This window comes from Bacillus thermotolerans (genome assembly GCF_000812025.2).
In the GTDB taxonomy this organism is placed as follows: Bacteria; Bacillota; Bacilli; order Bacillales; family Domibacillaceae; genus Quasibacillus; species Quasibacillus thermotolerans.
On record NZ_JWJE02000007.1, the window covers coordinates 20370 to 41029 of the forward strand.

Here is a 20660-nt window from a genome sequence, read left to right on the forward strand (position 1 = left end):
TGCTTAACGAAGCTCGGCACTAAGCTGTTTCTTCAGCTGTTCCTGCAGAGCAACCTTTTTAATTTTTCCGCTCGCTGTCATTGGCAGCTCGTCAACGATCAATATACGATCCGGCACTTTATAGTCAGCGACCTGCGGCCTAATGTAGTCCAACAGCTCCTGTTCACTAACAGCAGCCTTCTCTTTCAGCTTGATACAGACACAGGACACTTCTCCAAGGACGGTATCAGGCAGACCGATTACGGCAACCTCCATAACACTCGGATGTTTATAATACAGCTCTTCTATCTCTCGCGGATAAATATTGTATCCCCCCCGAATAATCAATTCTTTCTTGCGTCCGATGATGCGCAAATACCCTTTCTCATCAAGAGTGCCGAGATCTCCCGTATAGAGCCAGCCCTCATGATCAAGATCCTCCGCTGTTTTCTCCGGCATATTATAATAGCCTTTCATTACGCCAAATCCACGGCAAGCCACTTCCCCCACCTCACCTGCAGGGACTTCATTTCTCTCATGGTCTACCACCTTCACTTCTGCGCCTGGAGCGACTCTTCCGACCGTTTCCGCCCGTGTCGCATCATCGTCATCAAAGCTTGTTAGCGTGAAGGTCGCTGATGTTTCACTTAAGCCGTAAGCCACAATGATTTCACACCCCATCTGCTTACGGATTCTCTTCACAATTTCCTCCGGACATGGCGCCGCCGCAATAAGGCCTGTACGCAATGAAGAAAGATCATAGTTCGCAAACTCTGGATGGTTCAATTCAAGAATGAACATCGTCGGAACGCCGTGCTTAACAGTAATCTTTTCCTTTTCTATTATTTCCAGCGCCCTTTTCGCCTTGTACTCCTCCATTAGCACCATACGAGCCCGGGCAGCGATGGTCGTCATAATACTCGGTACCATTCCAAAGACATGGAAGACAGGTACGGCGACTAGAAAGACATCCTGCTCTGTGCATTTCATTTCCTGTGCCGTAATCACTCCTGTTTCCACGAAGTTTGCATGCGTCAGCATCGCTCCTTTTGGGGCACCGGTTGATCCAGACGTATACAGAATGGAGAAGACATCCTGCTTCGGCGTAATTGCCTCCCCTATAAACGGCTCTTTTCTTCCTCTATCTATTAACTCGTCATACCGGGGCAGTCCCTCTTGGTGGAATCGAACGGTAATTAGCATATCCAGTGCGGGTACCTGCTTCTTCGCTTGTATGAATTGCTCAAGATGAGACACTCCGCCAAATTCCTTCGTGAAAAAAGCGGCTTTTGCCTCTGAATTGCGTAGAATATATTCTACTTCCTCCTGCCGGTATCTCGTATTAAATGGCACAATAATCGCACCAATGTGAGCAATAGCTAAGTAAGTAATGACAAATTCATGCCAGTTCGGCAGGCAAACAGCCACTTTATCTCCTTTTTGAATGCCCAGCTGCTTAAGAGATGCAGCCAAAGCAGCGGATTCATCCCAAGCTTCCTGGTAGGTCATTCTACGATAATGGTCGTAGAGGAATTCCTTTTGAGGTTCTTGCTTGCAGGCAGCTTGCATCAACTGGGAAACATTTAAATGACGAAGTTTACTGTACATACACCCTTCCCTCTCCTTTAGATTTGGATAGAAAACCAGAAAGCTAGATTCTCATACTGCGAAACGAACCACCAGCAAAGGACTTTTTCTTTACTGATGGAACGATTCAGCTTACAGCACTTCCCAAATAGCGGCAATGCCTTGTCCGCCGCCGATGCATAACGCAGAGGCGCCAAACCTCTTGTTTCTTCTTTTTAGCTCATAAATGAGCGAAAGGCTGATGCGGGCACCGCTGGCACCGAGCGGGTGTCCTAGCGCGACCGCGCCGCCGTTGACGTTACCAATTTCAGGATTAAAGTCTAACTCTTTCTGACAAGCAAGGTACTGGGCGGCAAAAGCTTCGTTGATCTCAATTAAATCTAAATCTCCAATGCTCATGCCCGCTCTTTTCAATGCCTGCCGGATTGCCGGGGCCGGCCCAATTCCCATGTATTTTGGATCCACGCCAACGACGCCCCATGATACAAGCCTTGCGAGTGGTTTTAGGCCGCGCTTTTCAGCATGCTCACCTGAGGCAAGAACGAGAGAAGCCGCCCCATCATTGATGCCGCTGGCATTGCCTGCTGTCACGACACCGTTTTCCTTGAAGCGGGCCGGCAGTTTGGCAAGTGTCTCGAGCGTGGTCGGGCGCGGATGCTCGTCCTGCTTCACGACGGTTTCTTTCTTGCGATTCTTTACTGTATAAGGAACAATTTCCTCCGAGAAGTATCCTTTTTCGATGGCGTTTAGTGCTCTTTCATGGCTCCGAACAGAAAATGCATCGATCTCCTCGCGGGAAATATTGTATTTTTCGGCAAGGTTCTCTGCCGTTAACGACATCGTGCATTTTCCATACGGGTCGTACAGCGCTTCCCACAAATAATCTTCCATTGGAGCCTTGCCAAGAGGAATTCCCCAGCGTGCACCGCGAATGACATGCGGTACTTGACTCATGTTTTCAGTACCACCGGCGACTGCTACATTTGCTTCGTCCAGCTGGATCATTTGGGCTGCGTTCACGATAGCCTGAAGACCCGATCCGCATAAACGGTTGACTGTTAAGCCGGGTACACTCTCTGGAATGCCCGCCTTTAAGCCGATATGTCTAGCCATATAAATGGCATCACTGCTCGATTGAATGACATTTCCCATAACTACGTGGTCCACTTCCTCGGGATCTACCTTCGAGCGCTTCATTGCTTCCTCCACTGCAGCCGCGCCTAACTCTATCGCTGACACATTGCGAAAGGAACCGCCAAACTCCGTAAAAGCTGTACGGGCTCCGTCAATCACTACAATTTCTTTTGACATCCCTACTCCTCCTTACCTGCCTGTAAACTGAGGCTTTCTCTTATCTACAAATGACTGCATACCCTCTTTGCGATCCTCGCTTGCAAAAGCATTGCCAAAGCACACTGTCTCTAAATCCAACGCCGCCGGAAGACCCATGTCCGCTCCTTTATTGACAGATTTTTTCACCATGCTCATAGCCACTACAGGCTTTTGTGCCAGCTTCTCCGCCCATCTGACCGCCTCTGACATGAGATCCTCGAGCTCGGTTACTTTATTGGCAAGACCGATTTCCTTCGCCTTCTCTGCATCAATCATTTCACCAAAATACAGCAACTCCTTCGCTTTGGACTGACCCACTAAGCGAGGCAGGCGCTGCGTTCCGCCTCCTCCAGGAATAATGCCCAAATTGATTTCCGGCAGACCGAATTTTGTATTCGATGAGCAGATACGGAAGTCACATGCTAACGCTAATTCACACCCGCCGCCGAGGGCAAGGCCGTTCACAGCGGCAATGACCGGCTTGCTGAGCGCTTCCACTTTGTCATAGGCCTCCCTTGATACACGCGACATTTCTGCCATTTCTACATTCGACAGGTTCATCATTTCATTGATGTCAGCCCCCGCTGCAAAGGCACGATCCCCTTTGCCGGTGATGATAACGGCGCGTACCTCCGGATTTTTCTCAAGCTCCTCAAACAAAACAGATAGTTCTTGGTATAACTGCGTATTCAACGGATTATATGGCGGGCGATTTAAATAGACTGTAGCGATATGATTCTCAATAATATAATCTACTGTATTCATTGCTTAGCCATCTCCTTTTCTTTGTTGTAATCGTACCAGCCTGCACCCGTTTTCTTGCCAAGACGGCCAGCTCTGACAAGGTTTTTTAGTGTGAGTGGAGCGGCAAAGCGGGAATCCTTAAATTCTTCATAGAAATAGTCCATCACATGCAGGCCAATATCTACACCGGCGAAGTCCTGAAGTGTAAATGGCCCCATTGGGTAATTCAATCCAAGTGTCACCGCTTTATCAATATCCTCAGGAGAAGCTACCCCTTCTTCCACTAAACGGATCGCCTCTATAAATTGGGGAATCATAATGCGGTTAACAATGAACCCTGGCGTGTCCTTCTTCACTTCAATCGGCTCTTTGCCAAGCTCAACGGATAACTTCTTTAATTCCTCTACTGTCTCATCGTTGGTTTCATAGCCCCTTACCACTTCCACCAGCTTCATTACCTGTGGAGGGTTGAAAAAGTGCATGCCGGCCACACGGCTTGGACGGTTTGTTGCAGCCGCAATATCAGTAATTGACATAGACGATGTGTTGGAAGCAATAATCACTTCTTCAGGTAAGATTCCATCCAATGTACGGAAAACTTCTTTCTTTGCTTCCAGATCTTCAATAATCGCTTCAATGACTACATCGCACTCCCGCATATCTTCGAGGTTTGTTGTGAAGAGAATACGCTCAATTGTTTTATCCTTCTGCTCTGGAGAAAGTTTACCTTTCTGAATGGCTTTATCCATGAACTTCTCCATACGCGCCTGCGCATTCACTAAGAATCTTTCCTCCACATCACGCAATACCACATTGAACCCTGACAGAGCAGCTTGATGAGCAATTGCTCCTCCCATTGTTCCTGAACCTACTACACCGATTGTTTTTACCATGCTTTTCCCTCCAGTTCTTTTTATCCTGATTAAATAGTACAACTTTTCTGAATATTAATTCTACATTAAATGTAAGGAATCTCATTTTCTTTTTCCTTACATTTAAGGAAAAGGTAGAAACATGAGCTGAAATCATGTTTTAAGATTGGCAGTTTAGGAGAAAGTAAAGTAACAGCCTTATACTTGAGGAGGTGTTTTTTTGTCAACGTTCCTCATCGTAGCGGCTCTTATTTTTATCGGGGCGAACGTTTATTATTTCTTCAACAATCAGTCCTATAAAAAGAGTTCGTTTAATCATGCTCTTTTCCTTAAGCTCTTTCTCGTTTTAACGAGCACCGCTTTTGGATTTGCCGTGATTTATTACGTATTATCCTTGGAAAACGTTATTCTCCGAGTCAGTTCCCCAGAAGGACCTCCGGCCAATGATTCCTTTTTAACACTGCTCTACTATAGCGGAGTCAATATCCTGTCTATTGGATATGGTGACTATGTTCCCGTAGGAAGCGCTCGCTTCTTCTCCCTTATAGAAGCTGCTATTGGCCTTTTATTGCCAACGGCTTACTTTATGCAGTCAATGAATTCATCTAACAAAGATAACTAACGAACAAAAAGCATGGCGGCTCGAAAGGAGCCCCATGCTTTTTCGTTTACCCTTTTCTAATATGAAAGTGTGAAACTATGCTTTCACTATACGTTGTTCATCTTGATTTTCGTTTCGGATTTTACGGATATTCATTCTTACAAGAAGGGATACTGCAAGTGCTACAGCGAACGCCCCCGCAAAAATGTAGAGCGTCAATGAATAACTGTTGGTGGCCTCACGGATATTGGACACAACAATAGGTCCAACGAGCCCTGCCGCTGCCCAGGCCGTCAAAATGTAGCCATGAATAGCCCCTAGCTGTTTTGTCCCGAACATATCTCCAATGTAAGCCGGAATAGAAGAAAATCCTCCGCCATAGCAGGACAGAATAATAAAAATCGTCAGCTGGAATAACCATGGATTCGTTAAATTCGGGAGAAGCAAAAAGGCAATAAGCTGAATAACGAAAAAGGTTGTATACACATTAGGCCTGCCGATATAATCAGAGATCGTCGCCCAGCCAATTCGGCCAAAGCCATTGAACAGTCCCATGATCCCCACCATGGTGGCTGCAGCTGTAGCTGTTAAACCGGCGATTTCCTGCCCCATCGGCGAAGCAACGGATATGATAGCAATGCCGCATGTTACATTGATGAACAGCATGACCCAAAGCGCCCAAAAACGAACGGTCTTTATCGCTTCATTCGCTGTCAGCTGGGATAAGTCAGCTGGTCTCCGGCGTTCCTCGCTGCCTTTCTTGCCTGTCCCCTCAGGCTGCCATCCGGCAGGAGGCGGAGCCAAATACAAAGAAGAGAACAGCATAAGCAGAAGATAAATGGTTCCCAATGTATAGAACGTGTTACTAATGCCAACTGCGTTGATGAGCCGGTCAATGATTGGGCTGGCAATTAACGAAGCAAAGCCAAACCCCATAATAGCCAGGCCGGTCGCTAGCCCCCGCCGGTCCGGGAACCACTTTACAAGTGAGGATACCGGCGTGATATAACCGATTCCAAGACCAATCCCTCCCATGACACCATAGAAGAAATACAATAAATATAATGAACCAATGCTATTAGCAAACCCTCCGCCAATCATACCGATAGCAAAAAAAGCGGTCGCGATTAATCCGGATGCACGTGGACCATACTTTTCTACGAAATGTCCCATGAACGCAGCTGACAGACCGAGAAAAAAGATAGCGATGCTGAAGGTTAACGAAACCTCTGTTAATCCCCAGTCATGTTCTTCACTCAACGGGTTTGTAAATACACTCCATGAGTAGACAGAGCCAATTGAGATATGAATACCGACCGCTGCCGCAGCAATGAGCCAGCGGTTCTTCACCTTTTCCATATTTCACTCTCCTTCATGTACCAGTTTCATGAATCGCTGTATTCTTCCTTCAAAAAAGAAGGCCGGTACCCGTATATTCGTGGATACCGGCCTTCCCTTGCCTTCTAACCATTTCTTTTTTTAGCCAGAACCGCAGCACCAGCCAAAGATACTCCTGCAGCGATGGCAAACCATCCTGCTTTTCTTTTAGCAGAGGCAGGTTCCTTGCCTGCCTCACTTGCTCCCTTGAAGAAAGAGAGCAGGAAGAGGAGAGACTCCTTCCAATTGACATCTCCAAAAAGACGAATAATCGAGCGTTCTCCCTCACTCCATTGCACCGCTTTATCCAGCCCTCCGTTCAGCTTCACGATAATCGGTTCCAGCTTCTCCATATCAATCTTGCCGAGCATTCCGATAAGAAGAAGACTATTTCGCAGCATCTTTGTCGCACCAGGCGTGTAGGCAGCCCTCACAAGAACGTCCATTACTTCATCCTTCTGATCAAACAAGCCAGCAGCGAGTTCAATCCCCCCGCTCTTATTGGCTTTATCAAGCATATCGAGAAAGGCTTTCAAAGCTTCTTTATGCTCGATCAGAAGGTTTTCCACCTCTTCCAAATCGCGGCGACGCTGCTCCTCCTCGCTAATCTCCATCGGCCGTATTTTCGTAATCGCTTTAGCCACGTGCCTTCTCCCCCTTCTTCACAAGATCTCCAGGAAAGATGTAATCCGCACGTGCCCATTTTCTCTCTACCTGCACACCAATTTGAGGCTGTGGATTGCCATAGCGATGGTTGATACGCGGCAGCGGATTAATCCCCTCTTTCTGCAGAATTTCCAGCTTAGCTTTAACCTCTTTGTAAGCGGGCGTATCTGTATCCTTGTCCGCCCGGCTGCTCGTTAAGTAGTTAATGGCTGCTTCACCTTGGCTGTTCATCGGCAGATATACTTCTTTCCCTCTTACACGACTCGTCACAACACATGGCGCTTTAACGCTGCCGTACGGCGAAGTCAGGCGAACGACTGTACCGTCTTCCAATCCCCGTTCTGCTGCCAGCTCCGGTGATACCTCTAAAAAGACGCTCGGTGTTTTTGAAGAGATCCCTTCAGACTGGTACGTCATATTACCTTCATGGAAATGCTCCAGCAGCCGGCCATTGTTCACGTGAATATCGTATTCTTCGTCATAATGGATTGGTTCTGTCCATTTCACCGGGAACAGCCTTGCTTTTCCGTCCGGGAATGGAAACTTGTCAATGAAGAGGAGCGGAGAATCTGTTCCATCCGGCGCCACCGGCCATTGCAGGCTGTTATAGCCTTCTAAGCGCTCGTATGTCACGCCCGCATAAAGCGGCATCAAGCTCGCAGCCTCCTCCATAATCTCACCCGGGTGCTCATACTTCCAATCAGCCCCTAAGCGGTTTGCCACTTCCATAATAATTTGCCAATCTGGCTTTGATTCGCCAAGCGGCTCAAATACTTGGTACAGACGCTGGATGCGGCGCTCTGTATTCGTGAAGGTTCCTTCCTTCTCAAATGATGGGGCAGCCGGAAGAACAACATCCGCAAATTGAGCCGTTTTGGAGAAGAAGATATCCTGTACAACAAAGAAATCCAGCTTTTCAAATGCTTCATGCACATAGTTTAAGTTGGAATCAACAAGTCCCATGTCTTCTCCTTTTAGATACATCACTTTCACATCTCCGGCATGAATGCCTGCTACCATTTCGTGGTTGTTCAAGCCTGGCTTCTCTGGGATTTTCACTCCCCAGCCTTTTTCATACTTCGCTCGCACCTTATCGTCTGCTACCTTCTCATATCCAGGGAAACGGTCCGGCATGCTGCCAAAGTCGCTTGCCCCCTGTACATTATTGTGGCCGCGTAATGGATAGCTTCCGGCGCCAGGCTTTCCATAGTTGCCCGTAACGAGCAGCAAATTAGAGATAGCTGTACTCGTATCGCTGCCGCCGAGATGCTGAGTAACGCCCATCGCCCACAATATAGAAGTCGTCGGAGCTTCGTGTACAGCCTCTGCAATCGTGATTAGCTGCTCTCTCGGAATGCCAGTTACCTCTTCGGCGTATTCCATCGTATAAGGATCTAGACTGCTAATATACTCATCTACGCCATTGACACGGTTCTTTAAAAACTCTTCATCTGCCCAACCCTGGTCAATGATGTATTTTGTTATAGCTGAAAGCCAGACAATATCCGTTCCTGCTTTCGGGTGAACAAATAAATCTGCCCTGTCTGCCATCTCGTGCTTGCGAATATCCGCGACGATCAGCTTTTGGCCCTTCAATTTATGAGACCGCTTCACCCTTGTCGCTAATACCGGGTGCGATTCAGCTGTGTTTGAACCGATGATGAGCACAAGCCCCGCCTGCTCGATATCTGTGATAGAGCCCGAGTCACCGCCATAGCCGACTGTCCGGAACAATCCCATCGTGGCTGGCGTTTGACAGTAGCGCGAGCAGTTATCAATATTATTCGTTCCGATAACGCCCCGCGCAAGCTTCTGCATTAAGTAAGATTCTTCGTTCGTACATTTGGACGAGCTGATAAAAGCAAGCGAATCCCGTCCGTATTTTTCTTTTGCCTCCTTGAATTTCTGCTCAATCAGGTCGAGAGCCTCGTCCCATTCTGCTTCACGGAATTCCTCGCCTTCCCTTATAAGCGGCTTCGTCAGACGTTCCTCTGAATTCACGAAATCCCAGCCGAATTTTCCTTTCACACACGTGGAGATGCCATTAGCAGGTGATTCTACCTGCGGCTCTACTTTCAGGATTTTCCGATCCTTCGTCCATACGTCAAAGCTGCATCCTACACCGCAATACGTACAAACGGTTTTAGTCTTCTTGACGCGCGCTTCCCTCATAGCTGCTTCTACATCAGACACGGTCAAGATGGAGCTGTAGCCAGTCTCTATTCCTTTTGTCAGTTCAATCATAGGACGGAGTGTATCCTTAGGAATATCTGTTAGGTAGCCAGCTTCCCCTTCCATTCCTTTCTCCATCATGGCATTACACGGACAAACGGTAGAACAGTGCCCGCACGATACACAGGAAGATTCGTTAATCGGCACATCATGATCCCAGATAACGCGCGGTCGCTTTCTTTCCCAATCAATAGATAACGTCTCCGTTACTTGAACATCCTGGCACGCTTCCACACAGCGTCCGCATAAAATGCATTGGTCAGGATCATACCGGTAAAACGGGTGAGAGTTATCAACCTCATACGGTTTAGGCGTAAATGGCTCGTTTTGATGCTCGATCTTCATTTCCTTGACTGTATTATGTACTTCACAACGGCCATTATTGTAGTCACACACGGTGCAATAAAGCTCGTGATTGTATAAAATTCGGTCCATTGCAATTGTTTGCGCCTTCTTGACATCTGCCGATGAAGCATCAATGACATCTCCATCCTGGATCGCCGTTGAACAAGAACGGACAAACTCTCCGTTTACCTCGACGATACACGTATCACACGTTTCAATCGCCCCAAGCGACGGATGATAGCAAACATCAGGAATCGTCATCTCAAGATCTTTAAGCACCTGCATCACAGATGCTTCCCCCGAAACTTGTACATGCTGGCCGTTCACTGTCACATTGATATAGCCTGACACAGAAAAACCCCCTCTTTTCCTACACAGAATGTTCTAGAGGCCACCGAAACTTAAAAGAACATTCTGTTAATTGAAATAATCCTCTTACATCTACCCTTTTTCATCCCAACTAAACCAAAAGACAGCATATGAAGATGCTGGTTTATATACAGACTTCTTCATATGCTGTCTTATTCCTTCTATATTTATGTAAGAAAGCCGCCTTGCACATTCATTTATCCTGAGAAAAGTCAGGGTCTCTCCGCAAGGTCATAGAGTGAATGATTTTGAGAATCGGACGGATCAGCAGCTGCGTGCTTCCGATAATAAAAAGGATGGTCCCGATTAACTTTGTTTTTTCAGAGAGAAAGAGAAAGCTTCCTGCTACAAACCACAGACCTGTCATAATTTCATTCGCCAGGGCTATAAGATGGTAATTCCTATTAAAGAACAACCCATATTTCCCAAACTTGACCTCTACATAGTCTTTTTCCTTTTTAATTTCCGGCATACCGAATCCCCCCTGCCATTCCTCTTCCCACTATAAAGGGCTGTAAACAGGGGGAACACTCAGCTTTCTAAGTAACGGTACAACGTGGATTTGCTGATGCCTGTTTTCTCTTTGATTTGTGCTAAACTGTATTGTTTGCTCTCATACATCGCAATGGCCCGCTGGACATTTTCATCTGGTTTTCTCGGTCTGCCTGGAGCGGTTCCATTTTGCTTAGCTTTTGTTAAGCCTTTCTTTGTCTTATCACTGATCATGTCACTTTGAAAGTCAGCAAGATGCTTCACGATATCACTGAATGGGTAGCTGTTTGCTTTGTCCGTATCAATGCCTTCCTTCAAAGACTTTAGACAAGCTCCTTTCTCCTCTATGACCTCCAGCAGTTCAACTAAGTGGCGAGTCGAATCAGCCAATACAAACAGCTTCGTCACCACAATTTGATCGCCTGATTGAAGGAAATCAATCATTCCTTCCAGTTCTGTTCTCTTTTTAGCCGATGAATGCCCTTCAATGAGAATTCTTTCACAGCCCTCTTTCTTTAAGCACTTTAACTGGAGCGCACAGGCCATGTCCTCTTGAAACGGCCGCATATATCCTATTTTCATTTTTTTCTGCTCCTAACTGTATAGAAGTTTTTCATCTATTTGCTTCATATCGAGTTTATAAGAAAAAGTTCCAAAAAAGGTTCCATTTTGGGACAAGAGGTGTTAGACTGATTTTTGTTCGTATTGGACGGTGCTTTCGGAAAAAAGCTAAATAAAAAAATAACATAAATGAGGTGCAAAATAAAGTGGCAGAAAAGATAAAAGCAGAATGGTTCTCTAACATCAGGGGGGATGTCCTCGCCGGCATCGTCGTAGCCTTGGCGCTCATTCCTGAAGCGATTGCCTTTTCGATTATCGCTGGTGTCGATCCGATGGTCGGCTTGTATGCTTCCTTTACAATGGCCGTAGTCATTGCCTTCGCCGGCGGCCGGCCAGGAATGATTTCAGCAGCGACCGGTGCAATGGCCTTATTAATGGTACCGTTAGTAAAGAATTACGGAATTGACTATTTATTAGCTGCTACTATTCTAACTGGTATTATTCAAATTCTTTTTGGTGTATTTAAAGTAGCTAAACTGATGAGCTTCATCCCCCGAGCTGTGATGATCGGCTTCGTGAATTCATTAGCCATCTTGATTTTCATGGCGCAGGTACCCCACTTCATCGGCATTTCAACGATGACCTATGTATTTGTCGCCATCACCCTGCTAATCGTATACATTGTTCCTCGCTTCTTCACAGCGATTCCTGCCCCGTTAATTGCAATTATCGTATTAACAGCAGCGGCAATTTACTCAGGAGCAAAATTGCGTACAGTAGGTGATTTAGGAAACATCACTCAAACCTTGCCATCCTTTCTCATTCCTGATGTGCCATTTACATTAGAAACGCTAGCAATTATTTTTCCTTACTCTATCGCCCTCGCGATTGTTGGTTTATTGGAATCCTTGCTGACAGCTTCGATCGTCGATGATATGACAGGAACGGAAAGCCGCAAGAATAAAGAAGCAAGAGGACAAGGGATTGCTAACATCGTCACAGGCTTTTTCGGCGGCATGGCCGGCTGTGCCATGATTGGTCAGTCTGTCATTAATGTAAAATCCGGCGGACGCGGCCGTTTATCTACATTTGTCGCTGGTGCTTTTCTGATGTTTTTAATTATCGTTCTAGGCGACTTAGTTGTACAAATTCCAATGCCTGTCCTTGTCGGTATTATGATTATGGTATCCATCGGCACATTCGACTGGTCTTCCTTCTCTTATTTAAGAAAAGCTCCTAGAACAGATGCAGTAGTCATGCTCGTCACCGTGATTATCGTTGTCGCTACACACGATTTATCTAAGGGGGTTATTGCCGGTGTCATCTTAAGTGCCATCTTCTTCGTCGCTAAGATTTCGAAGATTAAAGTAACCGAACAGCTCGATAAGGAAGGCATTTCCTTTACAGTAGAAGGCCAGCTGTTCTTTGCATCTGTAGACAACTTTATTGACGCCTTTGATTTTTCTGTGGAAAACAAAGATATTGTCATTGATTTTACAAGTGCCCATATTTGGGATGACTCCGCTGTTGGCGCCATTGACAAAGTCGTAATCAAATATCGTGAAAACCACAATCATGTCATCATTAAAGGGTTAAATGCATCAAGCCAGAAAATGGTGGATAAGCTGGCTATATATAATAATGAAGGTGCAAACTTATCAGCGCACTAATTCTTGAGAGCAGACAATATTCTTTGTCTGCTCCTCTAAGCTGATCAATCAATTTTTTCGAGGTGAAAATATGTACGAAAAAATCTTACTAGCTGCAGACGGCTCAGACAACTCCGTACGGGCAGCAAAGGAAGCTGCCAAAATTGCCGAGCTCATTCCTTCCCCATATACTCTTGAAGTCGTCTATGTAGCTGATTTCTCTAAAGCAAAGAATGATGTGCTTCACTCACAAGGAAAAGAGGAGTTGGAACTCTCCCGCCGGCAAAAGATACTGCCTATAGAAGAAGCTTTAAAGGCAAAAAATATTTCTTACGAAGTTACGATTTTACACGGAGAACCCGGCCCAACAATCGTAGAGCATGCGAACAGTGAACAATTTGACTTAGTGGTCATTGGCAGCAGAGGCCTGAATGTGTTCCAGGAAATGGTCTTAGGCAGCGTGAGCCACAAGGTAGTCAAGCGGGCGAACTGTCCTGTCCTTATTATTAAATAGCTTAACATAGGCAGGTGCACAGAATTGCACCTGTTTTTTTTACATGCTTCCCCCTCTATTCTTCTTGTCTTCCGCAGGTGTTTTATTCCGTTTACTAGGAACATCCAGAGAAATTCATGAATAAGTATCTAGGTAAACAACTTTATTCCTATTTATACTTGTGTCTTTTCAGCCTTTCTTCCTTTTTTAAAAAGTGGCGGTAAAAGCAGGTTTGAGGCATGAATTATGAAGGTATTAGAGAGATAATGATTATCTACTGATCAAAGGAGACGGGAAAGCATGAGACAACTTACAGATGAACTGCTGCTCCTTTCTTATGAAAAAGCCGTTGACTATTCTCTGGAAGAAGAGTTCATTCATCTTCTAGAAAATGAAATAGAACAAAGAGGGCTAGCAGACAGACTAATCGAATTGAACAGCGAATAAAGCGCCTTATACATAGGGCGCTTTATTCATGTCTCAAACTAGCTACGCCTTTTATTGCTGTCACCACAGGGACTCGTCTTTGTTTGTAAATACTTTCTTACACGAAAGGTGAATCGATTGAACAATGGGAGCAAAAATCCTCTCCTTTTATTGCCACTCGATTCACCTTCTTTAAGACTCTTTATTCACTTAAACGCTTCACATTCCTCATTATAAACCGGCTTTTCGGGATCGCTGGAATCCGGCCCAGGTCATAGTTCAAGTTTTGAACCGGTACTTCATACGTGATCTCATTGGCTAAAAATGCGAGGCTTTCCTTCATAATCATGACCGTTACCCATTCTCCTGCACAGCGGTGTCCCAAATAATAGTCGCCGCCTCCCTGCGGAATAAATGAGAACGGGCTCTCTTCCCAGCCCTTGAAGCGCTCGGGTTTAAATTGATTGGGCTCCTCCCATAAATCCGGGTGACGGTTCGTGCCATAAATATCTAAAATAACAAGCGTACCCGTTTCAAAGGAATAGCCTTTCCAAATAAAATCCTTCCTGACTCTCGCACCGACGAAGGGGCCAAACGGATAAAACCGCCTCACTTCCTGAACAAACATTTGTGTGTAGTTGTCTTTATCCTCTCTAACCTTTTCCTTTGCTTCGGGGTAATCGTGCAAAGCTAGAGCTCCGAATGTGACAAAGCGGCCAACTGCCACAATGGGCCGCAGAATATTAATCAGCTCAATAGCTGCCATGCGGTCATCCAGCCTGTTTCCGTCAAGCTCACGGTGGGAGCCGATAATATAGGCGGCACTGTGAGCAGGAGGAGCTAGCTCACCTTTACGGATCTTTCGGATCACACCTTCAATCCATTCCTCTGTCCGGCTGCGCGCTTCCTTCCCTATACGATACTTCTCACCGACGGAAGCAAATGTATCCACCATAGCACCAAGGTCTGCTGCTCTATGAGGGGCTTCCTCGTCCGTCAGCGGAACACCTGCCCAGCGACAAGCGATCCGGCACATGATGTCTTCTGCTTCACGGAATAGCATGAGCTCTTCTCGAGCCGTCCACTCACCTAGTTTCTTTCTCCACTCTTCTCTTGTGATAACGGCCAGGTCATCTAAACGGCTCGGAGTCATCATCGATAAGAACATTCGCTTGCGGTGCTTATGCTCCTCTCCATCTAGTGTCTGAATCGCGTTCTCACCAAATAGTGTTTTCTGCACCCGTTTCGGTGCTGCACCTTTCCTGGTAAACAGCTCTTCATCGTAGAAGAGAGCAGCTGCTTCTTCACCGGCCAGACAAATCGCCTTTTGGCCAAGGAGACGTGTCTGAAAGATATCTGAATTTAATTGCTGACGCCTTCCTGGAACGAACTCATAGCCTTCTGAAAGCAAAGCAAGTGTGTGGTCAAGTCCTGGATCTGCAGGGATTGGACGGGTTGAGGCCACATTGATCAGCTCCTTTACTGAATATCTATGTACAATGGTACCCGCTCTAATGATTCAGCCTCTTGCATGTCTAAGGTTTAAATAGCACACCAAATTCTATCTTACCCTAGTTGTTCGATCATAAACCTCTCAGCCCCTATGCCTCTTCCATCCTGTATAAGCCGCCGCACACCTCAAATGTGCCACCTGCTTCTCTGCCGGCCAATGTCACTAGGAAGGGGCGTTCTCCTCGCTCCCGAAGCACATCGAAAACCGTTCCTTCTCCAATTGGACTGCTAAATACAAGCTTTATTCCATCTATGTCAATTGCTTGACACTTCGCCTGAAGAGTTTCATCAATAAATACCTCTTCTCTAGGCCGCTCAAGACAGCTTGACCAACGCTGGGCTGTTTGCTCGGCATCCTTTACGGCAAAGGTAATGCGAGAAAGCTTCGCACCTGATGAATGCGCCCGAATCGCCTGGCGCTCCGTTAATTCCTTTCTTCTCTCTTCATCGCTTTCCTTCCATTCAATAATGAAGGGAAGCTCCAGTTCCTCATTTTGATCACCTACATAAAGAAGCTGCCATTCAATCACGCTGCCGTCCGGACGTTTCCGCTGAAAAGCCTCTGGGCCTATGACGGTCAAGCCCTGTCTCCGAAATTTCCGGGCTGCTTCCTCTATGTTCGTCGTGCGGAGAGCCACACGGGAAAAGCCTTCCGTAAACCCTTCCTTTACCACGGTGTCCAGAAAGCTATGGGGAGGGTGTTCCGTCCTTGCTACTAACTCCTTGTCATATGTACTTAACAGTTCGATATAGCTTAAGTCAAAATAGCTGAGGAAATTGTAGGTTCCCCGCTTTTCATGTCTGCCCCCTTCCACCGCATGTATTCCTTTTTTCTCCAAAAGAGAAATAGCTTCCTCTGGTGCTTCCACGTAGTGAACCACATGGTCAAAAGCAACATTCATGTTTGTTCCTCCATTCCTTTTTGTTCACTCTATCCATTCGATTTTTCTTTGTTAAATTCCTTTTCCGTTCTGCCTCCGCATAAAAAGACCCGCACGGCGATTGCCACGCAGGCTATGATTAATATTCAGGCTCCGCCTGACAAACCTAACACCATAGCGTTTCCCATCTAACAGACTTATGAACCGAACTGCCAGACGGAATGACTTAAATTGCCGTATCGGTAGCTTCTGTGCAGCAAAGCAGCCGTACGCTCATCGTCTGCTGCTCCCATGGCATAAAATAATGGAATAAAGTGCTCGTTTCCATAAGGTGGAACGGCGTATGACGCTAAAGGTGCCAGCGAATCGTACTGGAAAAGCGAGTCAAGATCCCAGCTGTTGACTCGCCGGGCAAGCCATTCATCAAATCCGAGCGCCCACTCATCTGCTGTCCCATTATCCTTCATCATATTGACGGCCGCCAAATTGTGCACGGTACCCCCGCTGCCGATAATCATGACCTCTTCCTTCCTTAAAGCTGATAATGATTGTCCAATTTTATATTGTTCTTCTGGTGTAAGAAGAGGATTCACCGACATAGAAATCACAGGAATATCCGCCTCCGGATACAGCTTTCGGAGAATAACCCATGCCCCGTGATCCAGCCCGCGGCTTGTGTCCACTTTATAAGAAATCCCCTCCTTCGAAAGAAGCGCTCCTATTTCTTCAGCCAGCTTGTGATTACCTTTGGCCGGATATTGAATACGGTATAAAGCTTCCGGAAAGCCGCCGAAGTCATAAATGGTACTGTATTCCTCCACGTCACTGACCTGCTGCTCCTTGGATGTCCAGTGGGCAGAAAATAAAATAATGGCTCTCGGCTTCCGCCATGTCTTCCCTAACTCAGTTAGAAACTGGGTATATTCGTTCTCTTCAATTGCTAAAAGCGGTGCCCCATGGGCGATAAAAAAAGCAGGCATCATAAGCCATATTCCTCCTTCATTATTCCTCTCAGCTGCTCCTTGCGGCCTTTTCCTATATAGTTCCCCGCTTAAAAGGAAATTCCCCTAAAGCGAGTATTTTCTCATATGAATAGTTGTTTCCTAAAACGTAACAGACCCTCTCACCGTTCGTCAATGCAGACAGGAGATACATTTAACGGGAACAGTATTGTTCCTCATTTGGAAATAATTAAAGCAAGCTCGTGGACTTTTTTTCTCAGATACAGTCAGCTCCCTGCATCTTTAGTGGCAGCCAGCCAAATATTTACCGGAATAAATGACGCCAGGTTCCATAAAGCTAAAGATGCTTCTTTCTTTTAGAAGCGCTTCTCCAGAATCCAACAAAGAAAGGGCGGTCTTGATGAATAATCAACGTACAGTTATGACTTCATTGCTAGCTGCCGGAGCGGCTGGCGCAGCCATCTACGGTATTTCAAGAGGCATGCGGAATGGCACCATTCAGCAGATGACACAAAATGTAACGAGTGCTTTAACGACTAACCAGCCTATGCAGCAAATAGCTAATACTGTATTAAACTCAAATGCGTCAGGATCGAATAAAAATCAAGGGCTCGCCCAGCAGAAAATGGCTCGCCAAGGCGACGATTTACTTTATTAAGTCTTCAATAAAAGCCGGCTTACATAATGTAAGCCGGCTATAATAAAAGATCTATCCCCGGGCGAACATGCTCTCGCAGACGTTAAGACCAGACCCTGTTAGCGCTTTAGAACCAAATGGACCTCCTCCAATGTTGGCAAGGCAGTCATCGCTCCTCTAGCTGTAACAGCCAATGCCCCGCAAACATTCGAAAACTCCACCACTCGCTTCATTGCTTGCTCGTTCTTGAGCAGCTGTGAGAAAGACTGAGAGGAAAGCTGGTATAACAATCCGCCTACAAAGGCGTCTCCTGCTCCCGTTGTATCAATTACCTGCATATGAGGAGCCGATACTTCTCCTGAATAAATGCTCGTGTAATAGCTGCTTCCTCTCTTTCCTCTCGTAATGATAACGAGCGAGCTACCTGTATGTATAAGCCGGCGGATAGCCTCCGCTTCATAAAGGCCTGGAAATAAAAAGCACAGTTCTTCCTCGCTCACTTTGATGATATCTGCAGCAGAAAGCAAGGAAACAATCATGGACCTGGCTTCTTCTTCCGCCTCCCAAAAGGACAGCCGAATATTCGGATCGAAGCTGACGAGTGCCTTCTTTTCTTTCGCAAGCTCAATCGCCCGGACGGTTGCTTGACGACTTTCTTCATAGGCTAAGGAGTTGGAGCTGAAATGAAAAACCGTTTCTTCGTTAAACCAAGCTCTTTGCACTTCTTCCGGGGCAAATAACATGTGGGCAGCAGGAGCACCGTAAAATAAAAAATCCCTCTCTCCCTCTTTAGTTAAAGAAACGAAGGCTACCGCCGTTTGGGCCTCCTTCGTAAAAAGAATGTGATCCACACACACGTGAGCTTTCGATAAGCACTCACTTGCGAAGCGCCCGAATGCGTCTTCTCCGACTTTCCCGATAAAGTAACTTGTTCCACCCAGCTTCGCTACAGCAGCCGCTACATTTGCCGGCGCTCCTCCAGGCATCTTCTGAAAAAAAGAGGTACGTTCCAGGCCCAACCCATTTTCTGTCGGGATAAAATCAACTAATAACTCTCCAAATGATATGACTTTCTTCATTTTCTCACCTCTGCCAATTTATCCTGCACTCTCTCCTGCTCTTCTTATTATAAAAGAAACGGCTTTTTCCTGCTTTCATTAAAAAACTGGCTGCAATGCCTAGTGAGCATTGCAGCCAGTTTTTTAATCTTTCACAGAACTCTTTTCTTTCCTATGGGATAAAGCAGTCTTTTTTACTCACCTACTTGTGAACAGGCATACCTTTATACTTCTACGTTCTTGAGCGTCGTTCTCACTCTGCTATAGAATCGACCTCTGGCACAGCTTCTACTTCTGGTCCCTTTGTTAAGAAAGAAACAATTACAAGAGTTACAATGGATACCGGCAGGCCGATAAAGACAGGGTGCCAGCCGAGTGGATGTCCCATTAACTGCCAAGCTGTTGCGACACTAAGGCCAAGCCACATAGAAATAATACCAGCTTGCCTTGTTGCTCCCTTCCAGAACATTCCCAGCAATACAGGAGCTAATAAGCCCGATACAAGCATCGCTGTGCCCGTAATCCAAAGAGTCACTAATTTTGGAATATACAATGCAAGGAAGAGAGAAATAAAGGAAACAATTACTACGCATAGTTTGCTGTATTTCAGCATTTTTTCGTCATTGAAATTCTTCGCTTTTGGCTTAATTATATCATTAACGATGGACGAAGCTGCGGAAATAAAGAACGAATCCGCTGTAGAAATAACTGTTGCCAATAGGGCAATGAGCATCACAATGACCAGCGGGAAAGGAAGAACTTGTCCTATAATTTCATAATAAATTAATGAAGGATTAGCTATGTCCATTTGCATTCCGTATTTGCTCATTACCCCGATAGCTACACAAACCACACCAATGGCAGTGGAGAGCACGATAGAAATCAAATAGCCATTATTAGATGTTTTTAAGTCTTTTGCTGCCCAAACACGCTGCCAAACATCCTGTCTAACAAACTGATACGCACCAACCGTCAACATAAAGACAAATACTTCAGCTGGAGCGATGCTGAATATGCTCAGGTGACTGCCTTCCCCCATAGATTCAGCATAGCTTGCCATGCTGCCCCAATCCCCTGCAAGCACTAATACAACAACAAACAAAGCGAAAATACCAAGCGTTTGAATGGTTCCATGGATAGCATCCTGGATAATGACCGCTTCCATGCCTCCGAAATATGTTTTTAGTGTCAGTAATATCCACCCAATTAAAATACCGGAGGTCATACTCATCCCGAGTGTTAAATTTAAGATTGTTGCAATCGCTACGAACTGCATTCCTGTAATCGCGCAATAAGCAACAAGCATGCTGATTGCTGTCGGAATACGGGCCCCTTCACCATAACGCATGGCTGTGAAATCACCGATCGTCACCATATTATGCTTCTCACCAAGCATACGAATGCGCTTTGTTAAGAATAGAATGAAAAGAACCGACATCCCTCCTACTGCAACATTCATCCATTGCTGTCCCATCCCCAGGATATAGCCGTTCGTCATATAGCCTAGCAGAATCGATCCGCCTATTGCTGTTCCGACAAATGTCAAGATTAATGGAAAAATGGAAACAGATCTTCCAGCGACGTTGTAGTCATCATACGTTTTTACTTTGCGGCCAATATATACAGAAAGACCAAATAAGAAAATAAAATAAATAAATACGATAACCCCTAAAATCAGCTTTTCTTGTTCGTTAAACATGTTGTACACCCCTTTGTCATTTGTATCCGCTTTCAATGGCTTTTCTAAATCTCATTTAGAAATAAGTTAATTGACCTGTCTCCCTTCCTCATTAAATTTGAACTTCCGCAAATATTAATATCAATTCTGAATATTTTATATAATTTAATTAATGCAAATTTTGAGCCTAGTTTCAATGACAAATTG

The 20660-nt window shown here is 45.7% G+C and carries 19 protein-coding genes; 5 read left to right on the forward strand and 14 right to left on the reverse strand.

All coding sequences use genetic code 11. The features are described from left to right. Positions 1 to 3 precede the first annotated feature (3 nt). From QY97_RS04265 to QY97_RS04280, 4 genes are all read right to left on the reverse strand, one after another. A complete protein-coding gene (locus QY97_RS04265; RefSeq protein ID WP_039233171.1) occupies positions 4 to 1587 on the reverse strand; it encodes a long-chain-fatty-acid--CoA ligase in 1584 nt (527 codons plus the stop codon). A 111-nt stretch (positions 1588 to 1698) separates the two neighbouring features. After that, entirely contained in the window at positions 1699 to 2877 is a 1179-nt protein-coding gene (locus QY97_RS04270) for an acetyl-CoA C-acetyltransferase (RefSeq protein WP_039233175.1), read from the reverse strand. Between the two features lie 12 nt (positions 2878 to 2889). Continuing rightward, positions 2890 to 3663 (reverse strand): enoyl-CoA hydratase/isomerase family protein, encoded by a 774-nt coding sequence (locus QY97_RS04275; protein ID WP_039233177.1) that lies wholly within the window; start codon positions 3661 to 3663, stop codon positions 2890 to 2892. After that, the gene (locus tag QY97_RS04280) at positions 3660 to 4535 is read right to left on the reverse strand and encodes a 3-hydroxyacyl-CoA dehydrogenase family protein (RefSeq protein WP_039233180.1); all 876 of its coding nucleotides are present in this window, start codon (positions 4533 to 4535) and stop codon (positions 3660 to 3662) included. The genes QY97_RS04275 and QY97_RS04280 overlap by 4 nt, the downstream gene beginning before the upstream one ends. Positions 4536 to 4734: 199 nt before the next feature. On the opposite strand from QY97_RS04280, the gene QY97_RS04285 reads away from it, so the two are divergent. Then, complete coding sequence (locus QY97_RS04285) at positions 4735 to 5136, forward strand: potassium channel family protein (protein ID WP_039233182.1); 402 nt, start codon at positions 4735 to 4737, stop codon at positions 5134 to 5136. A 75-nt stretch (positions 5137 to 5211) separates the two neighbouring features. On the opposite strand, the gene QY97_RS04290 is transcribed toward QY97_RS04285, so the two are convergent. From QY97_RS04290 to QY97_RS04310, 5 genes are all read right to left on the reverse strand, one after another. After that, positions 5212 to 6474: an L-lactate MFS transporter gene (locus tag QY97_RS04290; RefSeq protein WP_039233186.1), complete on the reverse strand. Its 1263-nt coding sequence runs from the start codon at positions 6472 to 6474 to the stop codon at positions 5212 to 5214. A gap of 104 nt (positions 6475 to 6578) precedes the next feature. After that, positions 6579 to 7136 carry a DUF1641 domain-containing protein gene (locus QY97_RS04295; protein ID WP_052717126.1) on the reverse strand — a complete coding sequence of 186 codons (558 nt, stop codon included), beginning with the start codon at positions 7134 to 7136 and terminating at the stop codon, positions 6579 to 6581. Next, the gene (fdhF, locus tag QY97_RS04300; RefSeq protein WP_039233188.1) at positions 7129 to 10086 is read right to left on the reverse strand and encodes a formate dehydrogenase subunit alpha; all 2958 of its coding nucleotides are present in this window, start codon (positions 10084 to 10086) and stop codon (positions 7129 to 7131) included. Before fdhF ends, QY97_RS04295 begins: the two co-directional genes overlap by 8 nt. A 211-nt stretch (positions 10087 to 10297) precedes the next feature. After that, positions 10298 to 10576, reverse strand: a complete 279-nt coding sequence (locus tag QY97_RS04305) for a YrhK family protein (RefSeq protein WP_039233190.1) — start codon at positions 10574 to 10576, stop codon at positions 10298 to 10300. Positions 10577 to 10635: 59 nt separating this feature from the next. Beyond that, the gene (locus QY97_RS04310) at positions 10636 to 11178 is read right to left on the reverse strand and encodes a recombinase family protein (protein WP_039233193.1); all 543 of its coding nucleotides are present in this window, start codon (positions 11176 to 11178) and stop codon (positions 10636 to 10638) included. A gap of 185 nt (positions 11179 to 11363) precedes the next feature. Here QY97_RS04310 and QY97_RS04315 point away from each other — a divergent pair, with 185 nt between their 5' ends. The 3 genes from QY97_RS04315 to sda all read left to right on the forward strand — a co-directional run bounded on the left by QY97_RS04315 (position 11364) and on the right by sda (position 13746). Further along, positions 11364 to 12827: a SulP family inorganic anion transporter gene (locus QY97_RS04315; protein ID WP_082090124.1), complete on the forward strand. Its 1464-nt coding sequence runs from the start codon at positions 11364 to 11366 to the stop codon at positions 12825 to 12827. 70 nt (positions 12828 to 12897) lie between these two features. Then, a complete protein-coding gene (locus QY97_RS04320; protein ID WP_039233198.1) occupies positions 12898 to 13320 on the forward strand; it encodes a universal stress protein in 423 nt (140 codons plus the stop codon). A gap of 279 nt (positions 13321 to 13599) precedes the next feature. Then, positions 13600 to 13746 carry a sporulation histidine kinase inhibitor Sda gene (sda, locus tag QY97_RS19795; protein WP_082090125.1) on the forward strand — a complete coding sequence of 49 codons (147 nt, stop codon included), beginning with the start codon at positions 13600 to 13602 and terminating at the stop codon, positions 13744 to 13746. 181 nt (positions 13747 to 13927) lie between these two features. Here the strand turns inward: sda and QY97_RS04325 are convergent, their stop codons facing one another. The 3 genes from QY97_RS04325 to QY97_RS04335 form a co-directional block, all read right to left on the reverse strand. After that, positions 13928 to 15190 (reverse strand): cytochrome P450, encoded by a 1263-nt coding sequence (locus QY97_RS04325; RefSeq protein ID WP_039233200.1) that lies wholly within the window; start codon positions 15188 to 15190, stop codon positions 13928 to 13930. Between the two features lie 136 nt (positions 15191 to 15326). After that, the gene (locus QY97_RS04330; protein WP_039233203.1) at positions 15327 to 16139 is read right to left on the reverse strand and encodes a VOC family protein; all 813 of its coding nucleotides are present in this window, start codon (positions 16137 to 16139) and stop codon (positions 15327 to 15329) included. A gap of 176 nt (positions 16140 to 16315) precedes the next feature. After that, complete coding sequence (locus QY97_RS04335; protein WP_039233206.1) at positions 16316 to 17101, reverse strand: dioxygenase family protein; 786 nt, start codon at positions 17099 to 17101, stop codon at positions 16316 to 16318. Positions 17102 to 17480: 379 nt separating this feature from the next. Between QY97_RS04335 and QY97_RS04340 the strand changes: the two genes are divergently transcribed. Beyond that, on the forward strand, positions 17481 to 17738 hold the full coding sequence (locus tag QY97_RS04340) for a hypothetical protein (RefSeq protein ID WP_125444164.1): 258 nt from the start codon (positions 17481 to 17483) through the stop codon (positions 17736 to 17738). 98 nt (positions 17739 to 17836) lie between these two features. Here the strand turns inward: QY97_RS04340 and QY97_RS04345 are convergent, their stop codons facing one another. Both QY97_RS04345 and QY97_RS04350 read right to left on the reverse strand, forming a co-directional pair. Beyond that, entirely contained in the window at positions 17837 to 18796 is a 960-nt protein-coding gene (locus QY97_RS04345) for a PfkB family carbohydrate kinase (protein ID WP_039233210.1), read from the reverse strand. A 232-nt stretch (positions 18797 to 19028) separates the two neighbouring features. Then, entirely contained in the window at positions 19029 to 20474 is a 1446-nt protein-coding gene (locus QY97_RS04350; protein WP_046128672.1) for a sodium:solute symporter family protein, read from the reverse strand. Positions 20475 to 20660 lie beyond the last annotated feature (186 nt).